Origin of the sequence: Acidisoma sp. L85 (assembly GCF_009765865.1) — a bacterium.
In the GTDB taxonomy this organism is placed as follows: Bacteria; Pseudomonadota; Alphaproteobacteria; order Acetobacterales; family Acetobacteraceae; genus Acidisoma.
Window position 1 is genome coordinate 201,697 of record NZ_LMUQ01000076.1, and the last position, 10,950, is coordinate 212,646.

Consider the following 10,950-nt stretch of genomic DNA (forward strand, 5'->3'; position numbering starts at 1 on the left):
CACGATACGACGTTCGCGGATAGCCCATTGCGATGCTAGTGTTGAGAGATGCCGCAGCGGGCGCCGGTGTCTAGCCTCATGACAGCTTCATCGACGCTCCGGAGCGAGGCGTCTATCGCCGGTAAGGCGAAGGCAGCAGCGCGCGCACCGGCAGCTTGATGGGCGCCAGCAGCCCCGGCAGGATCACCCGCGCTTCCGGGTCATAGTCCAGGATCATCTCCCGGCACGCGCCACAGGGCGAGACTATGGCGAGGCTCTGGTCGTCCTCTCCTGGCTTCGGATGGCGGATCGCGACTGCCGTCTCGATCGTTCCGTCGCCTTCGAGAATGGCACGACCGAGAGCCACGGCTTCAGCGCAGACCTGCAGCCGGCCGACCGTCGCGCCTAGATGAATACCCGTCCAGACACGTCCGTCCCGCCCGCGCAGCGCGGCCGAGACCATGTGCCAGAAGGGCCGGTAATGCCGCGCGAGCGTCTCCCGCGCGGCCGCGATCAGTTCGTCATCCGCCTCGGTAAGCGGTTCGGCGGGGTCCAAGGCCCCGGCATCCACGTCATTCGGCAGCCTCAGCTTCCTCCTCGGATGTCGGCTCGGCCATCATGGCATTGACCAGGATGCCTGACTGATCCCGCAGCTTATGCTCCAGCGCCTCGGCCATCTCAGGATGGTCGGTCATGAACTGCTTGGCATTCGCGCGCCCCTGGCCGATGCGCTGGCTGTCGAAGCTGAACCAGGCGCCCGACTTTTCCACCAAACCGCCCTTCACGCCAAGGTCGATCAGCTCGCCCATCTTGCTGATGCCCTCGCCATACATGATGTCGAACTCGACCTGACGGAACGGCGGGGCGAGCTTGTTCTTCACCACCTTCACGCGCGTCTGGTTGCCGACGACCTCTTCCTTGTCTTTGATCTGGCCGATGCGGCGGATGTCGAGGCGGATGGAGGCATAGAATTTCAGCGCGTTGCCGCCCGTCGTCGTCTCCGGATTGCCGAACATCACGCCGATCTTGAGGCGGATCTGGTTGAGGAAGATCAGCATGGTCTTGGATTTCGACACCGAGCCGGTCAGCTTGCGCAACGCCTGGCTCATTAGCCGGGCATGCAGCCCGACATGGCTGTCGCCCATCTCGCCTTCGAGTTCGGCGCGGGGCACCAGAGCAGCGACGCTATCGACCACCAGCACGTCCACCGCGCCCGAGCGCACCAGCGTATCGGCGATTTCGAGCGCCTGCTCGCCGGCATCCGGCTGGCTGATCAGCAGGTTGTCGACATCCACGCCCAGCTTGCGGGCATAGAGCGGGTCGAGCGCATGTTCGGCGTCGATAAAGGCGCAAGTGCCGCCGCGCTTCTGCGCCTCCGCGATGGCGTGCAAGGCGAGGGTGGTCTTGCCCGAGCTTTCAGGGCCGTAGATCTCGACGATCCGGCCGCGCGGCAGGCCACCGATCCCAAGCGCCAGGTCGAGCCCGATGGAGCCCGAGGGGATCACCTCGATATGCTCATCGCCCGTCCGGTCTCCCATCCGCATGATAGAGCCCTTGCCGAAAGCGCGCTCGATCTGCGCCAGGGCCGCGTCGAGCGCCTTGTTCTTTTCCATCGGGGTCTCCAAAAAACGGTGCCGAGTCGCAATCCGCGCTGTCCGAATCGGCCGGGCGCGGACACTGCCTAAATGTGAACGTTTAAGCAACACCGCATGGGGCGGCCTTCGTAAAGTCTAGCCGATAAGTTGTGAGATCGTTACGAAATTCGCACCCGCAACGGCCATATTGCGATGCGCCCGGGCCATCGAGCCATCGAGATCGATCGCCCGGCTGGCCTCCTCGATCACTTTCACGGTGAGCCCGAAATGGCGGCCGTCGCAGGCGGTCCAGCCGACGCAGAAATCGGTGGCGAGGCCGCAGACGACGACCTCCGTTATGCCCCGGCTGCTGAGCCAGCCATCGAGCCCGGTGCGCGTCTCGCGGTCGGCTTCCAGGAAGGCCGAATAGCTGTCGACCGCCTTGTGGTAGCCTTTGCGCAGGATCAGCCCGGCATGGCGGATATCCAGATCGGGGTGCAGCGCGGCGCCGTGGCTGCCCATGACGCAATGATCGGGCCAGAGGATTTGCGGACCGTAGAAGGCGTCGATGGTCTCGTAGACCTGCCGCCCCGGATGGCTGGAGGCGAAGGAGGCATGGCCGGGGCAATGCCAATCCTGCGTCAGCACGACATTGGCGAAGCGCTGGGCGAGACGATTGATCGGCTCGACGATCTCATGCCCGCGTGGCACAGCGAGCGCGCCGCCCGGCATGAAGTCGTTCTGCATATCGACGACGAGCAGCGCCGCATTCGGCGTCATGCCGCATCCCGTGCGGCGAGGGCCTTCAGGACATTCGTCACCACCTCATCGGGCGGCGGCCCCATCTCGATCGTCACGGCGGCCTCGTCGGCGCCCGGCTCCTCCAGGGTTGCGAGCTGGGTGTCCAGCAGGCTCGCCGGCATGAAGTGGCGCGTGCGGTGCTGCATGCGGTCGAGCAGCAGCGCCCGGCTGCCCTTGAGGTAGACGAAGAGCACATCGTCATGCCCGGCGCGCAGCACATCCCGGTAGCTGCGGCGCAGCGAGGAACAGGTGACGATCCCCTCCATACCGTTTTGCCGCCAGGCCGCGATCTTTCCGGCGATGATGCGCAGCCAGGGCCAGCGATCCTCGTCGGTGAGAGGCGTGCCAGCGGACATCTTGGCGATATTGGCGGCGGGATGAAGGTCGTCCCCTTCCAGCATCTGCAGCCCGAGCTTTTCGGCAACCCCGGCGGCGATGGTCGATTTCCCGCTGCCGGAAACGCCCATGAAGATGAGGGCGGTGGGTCGGTCGGCCGTCACGGCGGCTCCTGTCGCAATGGGTCGCGGACGGCTCAGTAATGCGCCGGCACCGGCTTCACGCCGGCTTCGATTGCCCGCTGCTCTACGCGGCGAAGCAGTTCACGCTTCTCGGGCGTGCGGTTGAGGCCGCTATTGCGCAGCGCCTCAACCCCGGCCGGCGTATCAGTCATGCCGAGCGCCTTCTTCCGCGCATCGACTCGGGCCAGCAGATCTTCAAGCCTGATCGTCTTCATGTTTCGAAACCTCCGACCGTCTCAGGGCTCCAGCAGCCCCAGGTCGCCACCTTCGTCGCGTATTCGTTTAGAGAGATAAGCGATGTCCAACCCGTCTGCCAGCCGGAACAAGGCCCGAGCTTGCTCAAGCCCCGAAGTGTCGAACGCGTTCCCGGCAGAATACTGAGCGAGGCGATCCGCGATCATATCCTCGATCGCGGGGAGGAGTATCGCGTCGTCTTTGGCATGGCACTCCGTCACACGTTGAAGCGGAACAGCAAGACGTCGCCGTCCTTTACCACGTATTCCTTACCTTCGATCCGCAGCTTGCCGGCCTCGCGGGCGCCAGCCTCGCCTTTGAGTGCGACGTAATCGTCATAGGCGGTGGTTTCGCAGGCGATGAAGCCGCGCTCGAAGTCGCCGTGGATGGCGCCCGCGGCGCCCGGCGCCTTGGTGCCCTTCAGGATCGTCCAGGCCCGCGTTTCCTTGGGACCGACCGTGAAATAGGTGATGAGGCCCAGCAGGCCATAGCCTGCGGCGATGACGCGCGCGAGGCCGCTTTCGGTCAGGCCCAGACCCTCCAGGTATTCGCCCTGATCGGCCTCCGGCAACTGACTGACTTCGGATTCGATGGCCGCCGAAACCACGACATAAGCCGCGCCTTGCCGCGCCGCCATCTCGGCGACCTTGGCCGAAAAGGCATTGCCGCTCGCGGCCGAGGCTTCCTCGACGTTGCAGACATAGAGCACCGGCTTGGCGGTCAGCAGTTGCAGCCGCTCCGCCGTGCGGCGATCAGCCTCCGGGATCGCCGTGCGCGCCGCCCGGCCTTCGGTGAGCGCCGCGATGATGGGCTCCACTAGAGCAAGTTGGGCGACGCTGTCCTTGTCGCCGCCGCGCGCCCGCTTCTGCAGGCCGATCAGCCGCTTCTCCAGGCTTTCGAGATCGGCGAGCATGAGTTCGGTCTCGACCACCTCGGCGTCGCGTACCGGGTCGATATCGCCCTCGACATGGGTGATGTCGCTATCCTCGAAGCAGCGCAGGACGTGGATGATGGCATCCGTCTCGCGGATATTGGCGAGGAACTGGTTGCCGAGGCCCTCCCCTTTGGAGGCGCCGCGCACGAGACCGGCGATATCGACGAATTCCAGGCTCGTCGGCAGAATCTTCGCCGATTTCCCGATGGTGGCCAGAATTTGCAAACGCGCGTCCGGCACCGCCACGCGGCCGACATTCGGTTCGATCGTGCAGAACGGATAATTCGCCGCCTGCGCCGCCGCCGTCGCCGTCAGCGCGTTGAAAAGCGTCGACTTGCCGACATTGGGCAGGCCGACGATGCCGCAGTTGAAACCCATTACGATACGCTCCGCATCTTTTGCGCGACGGCTGTCATGAAATCTTCCGGCCGGTCCTCGGCCAGGAGCGGCGCGTCATCCGCCACGGCGTCCAGGAAAGGGATCAGCCAGTCGCGGTCGCCGGCGGAAAAGTCGCTCAGCACATGGCCCGTCACGCGGTCCTTGTGGCCGGGATGGCCGATGCCCAGCCGCACCCGGCGGTAATCCGGTGTCCCGAGCATCTGGTCTATGCTGCGGAGGCCGTTATGCCCCGCCGCTCCGCCGCCCTGCTTCACCCGCAGCTTGCCAGGCACCAGGTCGAGCTCGTCGTGGAAGACCGTCATCGCCGCCGGTTCGATCTTGAAGAAGGCTGCCGCCGCCTGAACCGATTGGCCGGAGGCGTTCATATAGGTCAGCGGCTTGAGCGCCAGCACGCGCGCGGTGCCGACGCGGCCTTCGGCGATCAGCCCTTTGAAGCGCGGCCGCCATGGCCCGAAGCCATGGCGGATCGCGATGACGTCGAGCGCCATGAAGCCGATATTGTGGCGATTCCGGGCCATCCCCGGATCGGGATTGCCGAGGCCGGCCCAGAGCAGCATCGCAGCGAAGCTAACCCTGTCCGGCCTGGCCAGCCCTTATTTCTTCTTCTGCGGTGCCTTCACGGCCGGGCCAGGGGTCGAGCCCTTGGCGGCAGCGGGTGCGGCACCTTTCGCGGCGCCGCCCTTGGCGGCCACAGCGGGCTTGCCGCCAGTCGGGGAGGCGGCGACGGCGGCGGCGGCATCCTCGGCCGCATCGGCCTCGGCCTGCTGCGTGGGCGGCGCGACCGTGGCGACTACGAAGTCACGCTCGACGATGGTCGGGCGCGTGCCCTCGGTGCCGCGCAGGTCCGAGAAGCGGATGTTGTCGTTGATGTCGAGTTCGCTGAGATCGGCATGGAAGGCTTCCGGCACTGTCTCAGGGTCGGCATAGACCTCGACCGTGTGGCGGACCACGTTCAGCACGCCGCCGCGCTTGATGCCGGGGGACACCGTGTCGTTCTCGAAGATCACCTGCACGGCAACGCGGATCTGCTCGCCGGGGGCGAGGCGCTGGAAGTCGACATGCTCGGGCTGGTCGCTCACCGGATGGAACTGCACGTCCCGGATGAGGGCGCGCGTGTTCTCGGTGCCGAGGTTCAGCTCATACAGACGCGACCGCCAACCACCGCGATGCAGCTCCTTCATCACGGCGCGCGGCTCGAGCGAAATGAGGGTCGGCGCCTGCGAGGCACCATAGATAACCGCGGGAACTCTCCCCGCCCGGCGTGTCGCGCGCGCTGCCCCCTTACCTGCCCGCTCGCGCAGCTCGGCCGGAATAGACGTAAACTGGGCCATAACCTGCTCCTTGGGTAAAACACTAAAAACGCCGGCCTCCAGGGGTGCCGACGTTCCGGGCGCGATGTAGCGGAAGCGAACAGGACGAGCAACCGCTAAGGGCCGCACGGCTGCCTCAAGCGGATCGCGCTTAACGGTGACTTTCTCGTTGCGGAACTTTTCGGCCGCGGTTTAAGTCAGATTCAACGAATAAATCGTTTCGGCGTCGCGAAAGCATAGCGCCTTCCGATGCTGGTTCCTGCTGCCTGATTTCCCTTCAAGAGGAGACTGGCTATGCCGGGTTCAGTCCATTTCGCCAAGGAACAAGACCCGCCTGGGGGGCACGCCGATACTGCTCCCGCTGGTGCCGAGGGGCGGTAGCATGTTTGGCAGTGCAATACTTGACGTCGGGATCGGGCTTGTCTTCGCGTTCCTTGCCGTCAGCCTGATCAGCAGCTCAATTGCCGAGGCGATCAATTCGCTCTTCAAGATCCGGTCAAGTTCTTTGCTGGGCGGGATCAAGGACCTGGTAAATGATCCCGAGTTGCAGGGCCTCGCCAGGGTGCTTTACGGCCACGCCGCCATCAATCCGCGCGGCTTCCTGCCGCCGCTTTCCGCCCCACTCGTCGCTCCGGTGGCGGCGCCGGCCGCTGCGCAGGCAGGCGCGCCAGACGCTGCCCTGGCGCATGTCGTTGACGCCGCGAGAGCCGCCGCTGGTGCCGCTGCCACCCGGGCCGCTGCCCCGGGTCCCGTGCCGGCCAGTTGGGGATGGCAGTGGGCCCAGGGGAAGATCGTGGAGGTGTGGCGCGGCGGGACGCGCCTGCCCGCCTATGTCAACAAGATACAATTCGCCAACGCCCTGCTCGATGTCACAGGACTGAACGCCGCCAGCAGCGCCGCCGCTGCTGCGCCCGGACCCGAGGCGGTGCGTAACCTCAAGGCGGCGCTGGCGGCCGGACTGGCGACGATTGGCCAAGTGGATCCTCAGGTGCAACAGCTTCTGGAGGGGATCATCGACCGCGCCGAGGGTGATATCAAAGAAGTCCGGACCGAGGTCGCGGACTGGTTCGATAGCGCTATGGACCGCGTCGGTGGCGCCTTCAAACGCTGGGCACAGCTTCTAACCTTCGTGATCGCTCTGCTCGTTTCCGCCCTGGTCAATGTCGATACGATCCATCTGGCAACCTCCCTCTGGAGCCATCCCGAGCTAGCCGAGCAGTTGAAGATACCGGACAGCATGAAGCCCACGCTCTTCGCAAACCCGACGAATCTCGCTGATTGGGCCACAGCCGCGACTGGCATGATTGGGCCGCTAGACAAGACGCTGCCGGTCGGCTGGCCGCCGGGCAGATGGGGCTCAGGCTTCACTTTGGAATCCGTGTTGGGCTGGCTGGTGACCGCATTCGCGACGCTGTTCGGCGCACCCTTCTGGTTCGATACGCTTCAGGGCTTCGTGCGTCTCAAAGGAGCCGGTCCTAGCCCGCAGGAGAAGACGGACAAGACCGCCGCCTCCGCGTAAAGTCCGGCCATGCCTGAGCGGTGCGGCTTGCCCGACGTGCGGCCATCCGCCATGGTCCCGGCCGCTCACCGCCTCGGGCCGCATGACACTTCACGCCTCGATCCGCCACCTGGTCTTCCTCGCCGGCCTGGCGCTGCTCTCGGCGGCGGTCGTGCGGGTGATGATATCCGTCGGCTTCATGGACCACCCGAGCGAACGCAAGGTGCATGGCGCGCCGGTGCCCAAGATGGGCGGCGTCGGTATCGTGGTCGCCTATCTCCTCGGCATCGCGATCCTCTATCGCTACGCCGGCTTCGCCCGCATCGCGGATCCTTATTTCCGCGGCATGATCATGTCGTCCTGCGCCATCGCGCTCGTCGCCTTCCTGGACGACCTCTACGACTATCCCTTCGTCATCAAGCTGGCGACGCAGGTGGTCGCGGCGCTCGCGGCGGTGGGCAGCGGTCTCTATGTCGGGCTGTATCGCGTGCCTTATGTCGGCGGCGTCGATGTCGGGCCGCTGGCGATCCCCTTCACCCTGTGCTGGATCCTCTTCGCGACCAATACGATGAACTTCATCGATGGGCTGAACGGGCTCTCCTCGGGTACCGCGCTCATCACCTGCGTCTTCCTCAGCATCTTCGCGGCCCATGCCAATGGCTGGTTCACCTATCTCGCGGCGGCGCTGCTGGCGGCGGGCATCCTTGGCTTCCTGCCGTTCAACTATCCCCGTGCCCGCATCTTCATGGGTGATGTCGGCAGCCAGTTCTGCGGCTTCGTGCTGGCCATGCTCGCGGTCGCCTCCTCCCGATTCCAGACCCAGGAACTATCCTTCGTCCTGGTGCCGATGATGCTGGCGGGCGCGCTCTACGACGTCGCCTTCACGCTGGTGCGCCGCCTGTCGCGCGGCGAGAACATTACCCAAGCCCATCGCGGACATCTTTTCCATGTCGCGCACCGCGCCGGCATGGACCCGCGGCTGATCACCCTGATCTATTGGGGCTTCGCCCTGTTCGGCGCGGCCTCGGCCTGGTGTTTTCTGGCCGCGCCCTCGCCCTATAAGCCGCCGATCGTGCTGGTGCCGCTGCTGCCGCCGATCATCTGGACTTTCTATGTCGCCCATCGCGCCCGGCGGGCCGAGATTGGTCGATGGTCGCGATGAACCGCCTGTGCGGATCCCGAACTTCCCCTACATTGTCTTGAGGCCCGCAGAAGGCCGCATGGCCGCGCGGGACTGGAAGACCGGCGAGAAACGTCGGAACCGGGAACAACAGGGAGGCTTAACCATGGCTCGCGTCGCATTGGTCACCGGAGGCACGCGCGGCATCGGTGCCGCCATCAGCGTGGCGTTGCATAAGGCGGGGCGAAAGGTCGTGGCGAATTACGCCGGCAACACGGCCGCCGCCGAGGCCTTCACCGCCGAGACCGGCATCCCAACCATCCGATTCGACGCCGGCGATTTTGCCGCCTGCGAGGCGGCGGTCGCGCGGATCATCGAGGAGCACGGCGCGATCGAGATTTTGGTCAACAACGCCGGCATCACGCGGGACGGCACCATGGCGCGGATGAGCCGTGACATGTGGGATCAGGTGATCGACACCAACCTCGGCTCCTGCTTCAACCTCTGCAAGCTGACCTTCGACGGGATGAAGTCCAAGAAATTTGGGCGCGTCGTCAATATCGGCAGCATCAACGGCCAGGCGGGTCAGTATGGCCAGGTGAACTACGCCGCCGCGAAGTCGGGCATCCATGGCTTCACCAAAGCCTTGGCGCAGGAAGGCGCGCGGTTCGGCATCACGGTCAACGCCATCGCGCCAGGATATGTCGATACGGAAATGGTACGGGCCGTGCCTGAGGATGTGCTGGTGAAAATCGTCGCCCGGATCCCCATGGGCCGACTCGGCCACGCCGAGGACATCGCCCGAGGCGTCGCTTTCCTTACGGCCGACGAGGGCGACTTCATCACCGGTTCGACGCTATCGATCAACGGCGGCCAGCATATGTACTGATGATAAACATATAATGATGTCTTTATGTCTCTGAGGATCGGCATCGCCGGCATCACCGGCCGCGTCGGCAAGCTGCTGGTCGAGGAAGTGGCGGCCGCCGGCGCCGTGCTGGCCGGTGGCACGCGCGGGTCGGGCGGCGGGGAAGCGCCGCTCTTCCCAAACGTCGCCGCCCTCGCGGTGGCGAGCGATGTCGTGATCGACTTCACCCGTGCGGCGGCCGTTCAACAGCACGCCGCTGTTTTGGCCGAGGCCCTTACACCTTGGGTGCTCGGCACCTCGGGCTTGTCGGCGGCGGACGAGATGGCCGTCAGCGAGGCGGCGAGGCGCGTCGCGATCGTCTATGCCGCGAATTTCGCGCCGGGCGTTACAGTCGTCGAAGCCCTGGCCGAGCGGCTGGCAGCCGCCCTGCCGCCGGAGAGTTACGACGCTGAAATCGTCGAAATGCATCACCGGCAAAAAGTCGACGCGCCCTCCGGCACCGCGATCGCGCTGGGCCGCGCGGTGGCGCGCGGGCGCGGCGTGGCGCTTGAGCAGGTCATGCGGAGCGGGCGGGACGGCCATTCCGGCCCTCGCCCAACTGGCGAGATTGGTTTCGCCGCTTTGCGGGGCGGCCAAGTGGTTGGGGAGCATAGTTTACTCTTTGCGGGAGCAGATGAGCATATCGCTCTCATACATCGGGCCTTTGATCGCAGAGCCTTTGCGACAGGCGCCGTGCGCGCCGCTGCCTGGATAGCCACGCGGCCGCCCGGCCTTTATTCCATGCGGGATGTTCTGGGTCTTCACTAACCGCCGCTGTATTGACCCCCTAGCGGCTTTCGGCCAAACCCCCTGCGCGCCGCCCGGTGCGAACTATCCCTGTGGTCTGGAATCAGTAAGCAATGCGTGACAGCGGCGAGTATCTCTTCACGTCGGAATCGGTGTCCGAAGGCCATCCGGACAAGGTCGCCGACCGTATCAGCGACACCGTGCTCGACGCCTATCTGACTGCCGACCCCTATGCGCGCGTCGCCTGCGAAACTTTGGTGACCACGAATCGCATCGTGCTAGCCGGCGAGACCCGGGGACCGGATACCATCACGCCCGAATATCTCGCCCATCTCGCGCGCCTCGCGGTGCATGATATCGGCTACGACCAGTCCGGCTTCTCCTGGCGCAATGCCCAGGTGGATGTGCATCTGCATGCCCAGTCCGCCGATATCGCGGTGGGCGTGGACGCCGCCGGCAACAAGGATGAGGGCGCCGGCGACCAGGGCATCATGTTCGGCTATGCCTGCCGCGAGACCGAGGATCTGATGCCCGCGCCGCTGTACTATGCGCATCTCATCCTCCGCCGGGTCAGCGAAATGCGCCGCAACAAGGATCTGCTGGTCGCCGGTCTGCAGCCCGACGCCAAGAGCCAGGTCACGCTGCGCTATGTTGATGGCAAGCCGGTGGGCGCCACCAGCATCGTCGTCTCGACCCAGCACGACGAGGGCGTCAGCCAGAGCAAGATCAAGGGCATGTTGTTGCCCATTATCGAAACCAGCTTGCCCGCCGGCTGGATGCCCCCTGAGAAAGAAATCTACATCAACCCGACCGGCAGCTTCGTGGTCGGCGGCCCGGACGGCGATTGCGGCCTGACCGGGCGCAAGATCATTGTCGATACCTACGGCGGCGCGGCTCCGCATGGCGGGGGCGCCTTCAGCGGCAAGGAC

Annotated in this window: 12 protein-coding genes and 1 pseudogene; 5 read left to right on the forward strand and 8 right to left on the reverse strand. The window is 65.4% G+C overall.

Annotated elements, in window-relative coordinates; translation table 11 throughout:
* Nucleotides 1-112: 112 nt before the first annotated feature.
* The 8 genes and pseudogenes from GSQ83_RS26725 to GSQ83_RS26760 form a co-directional block, all read right to left on the reverse strand.
* Nucleotides 113-535, reverse strand: a complete 423-nt coding sequence (locus GSQ83_RS26725) for a cytidine deaminase (RefSeq protein ID WP_158805901.1) — start codon at nt 533-535, stop codon at nt 113-115.
* A gap of 16 nt (nt 536-551) precedes the next feature.
* The gene (recA, locus tag GSQ83_RS26730) at nt 552-1,592 is read right to left on the reverse strand and encodes a recombinase RecA (RefSeq protein ID WP_158805902.1); all 1,041 of its coding nucleotides are present in this window, start codon (nt 1,590-1,592) and stop codon (nt 552-554) included.
* A gap of 117 nt (nt 1,593-1,709) precedes the next feature.
* The gene (gene pncA / locus GSQ83_RS26735) at nt 1,710-2,333 is read right to left on the reverse strand and encodes a bifunctional nicotinamidase/pyrazinamidase (RefSeq protein WP_158805903.1); all 624 of its coding nucleotides are present in this window, start codon (nt 2,331-2,333) and stop codon (nt 1,710-1,712) included.
* Nucleotides 2,330-2,854: a gluconokinase gene (locus tag GSQ83_RS26740; protein WP_254065928.1), complete on the reverse strand. Its 525-nt coding sequence runs from the start codon at nt 2,852-2,854 to the stop codon at nt 2,330-2,332. The genes pncA and GSQ83_RS26740 overlap by 4 nt, the downstream gene beginning before the upstream one ends.
* Before the next feature lie 32 nt (nt 2,855-2,886).
* Nucleotides 2,887-3,087, reverse strand: coding sequence for a hypothetical protein (locus GSQ83_RS26745; protein WP_158805904.1), 201 nt, complete (start codon nt 3,085-3,087; stop codon nt 2,887-2,889).
* Between the two features lie 236 nt (nt 3,088-3,323).
* Nucleotides 3,324-4,418, reverse strand: coding sequence for a redox-regulated ATPase YchF (gene ychF, locus GSQ83_RS26750; protein ID WP_158805905.1), 1,095 nt, complete (start codon nt 4,416-4,418; stop codon nt 3,324-3,326).
* A complete protein-coding gene (gene pth / locus GSQ83_RS26755; RefSeq protein ID WP_158805906.1) occupies nt 4,418-4,996 on the reverse strand; it encodes an aminoacyl-tRNA hydrolase in 579 nt (192 codons plus the stop codon). The genes ychF and pth overlap by 1 nt, the downstream gene beginning before the upstream one ends.
* A gap of 117 nt (nt 4,997-5,113) precedes the next feature.
* A pseudogene (locus GSQ83_RS26760) lies at nt 5,114-5,770 on the reverse strand (50S ribosomal protein L25/general stress protein Ctc); the annotation flags it as partial.
* 361 nt (nt 5,771-6,131) lie between these two features.
* On the opposite strand from GSQ83_RS26760, the gene GSQ83_RS26765 reads away from it, so the two are divergent.
* From GSQ83_RS26765 to metK, 5 genes are all read left to right on the forward strand, one after another.
* On the forward strand, nt 6,132-7,268 hold the full coding sequence (locus tag GSQ83_RS26765) for a hypothetical protein (RefSeq protein ID WP_158805908.1): 1,137 nt from the start codon (nt 6,132-6,134) through the stop codon (nt 7,266-7,268).
* Nucleotides 7,269-7,350: 82 nt separating this feature from the next.
* Nucleotides 7,351-8,409, forward strand: coding sequence for a glycosyltransferase family 4 protein (locus GSQ83_RS26770; protein ID WP_158805909.1), 1,059 nt, complete (start codon nt 7,351-7,353; stop codon nt 8,407-8,409).
* A gap of 124 nt (nt 8,410-8,533) precedes the next feature.
* Nucleotides 8,534-9,256 (forward strand): acetoacetyl-CoA reductase, encoded by a 723-nt coding sequence (phbB, locus tag GSQ83_RS26775; protein WP_158805910.1) that lies wholly within the window; start codon nt 8,534-8,536, stop codon nt 9,254-9,256.
* A 30-nt stretch (nt 9,257-9,286) separates the two neighbouring features.
* The gene (gene dapB, locus GSQ83_RS26780; protein ID WP_158806092.1) at nt 9,287-10,042 is read left to right on the forward strand and encodes a 4-hydroxy-tetrahydrodipicolinate reductase; all 756 of its coding nucleotides are present in this window, start codon (nt 9,287-9,289) and stop codon (nt 10,040-10,042) included.
* A gap of 92 nt (nt 10,043-10,134) precedes the next feature.
* Nucleotides 10,135-10,950, forward strand: an 816-nt coding sequence (gene metK / locus GSQ83_RS26785; protein ID WP_158805911.1) for a methionine adenosyltransferase, incomplete at its 3' end; no start/stop codon positions are given.

Excerpts from the sequence above, each read along its gene's own strand:
- recA (WP_158805902.1), bottom strand. The coding sequence starts at position 1,592 with ATGGAAAAGAACAAGGCGCTCGACGCGGCCCTGGCGCAGATCGAGCGC.
- pncA (WP_158805903.1), bottom strand. The coding sequence starts at position 2,333 with ATGACGCCGAATGCGGCGCTGCTCGTCGTCGATATGCAGAACGACTTC.
- GSQ83_RS26745 (WP_158805904.1), bottom strand. The coding sequence starts at position 3,087 with ATGAAGACGATCAGGCTTGAAGATCTGCTGGCCCGAGTCGATGCGCGG.
- ychF (WP_158805905.1), bottom strand. The coding sequence starts at position 4,418 with ATGGGTTTCAACTGCGGCATCGTCGGCCTGCCCAATGTCGGCAAGTCG.
- pth (WP_158805906.1), bottom strand. The coding sequence starts at position 4,996 with ATGCTGCTCTGGGCCGGCCTCGGCAATCCCGATCCGGGGATGGCCCGG.
- GSQ83_RS26765 (WP_158805908.1), top strand. The coding sequence starts at position 6,132 with ATGTTTGGCAGTGCAATACTTGACGTCGGGATCGGGCTTGTCTTCGCG.
- GSQ83_RS26770 (WP_158805909.1), top strand. The coding sequence starts at position 7,351 with ATGACACTTCACGCCTCGATCCGCCACCTGGTCTTCCTCGCCGGCCTG.
- phbB (WP_158805910.1), top strand. The coding sequence starts at position 8,534 with ATGGCTCGCGTCGCATTGGTCACCGGAGGCACGCGCGGCATCGGTGCC.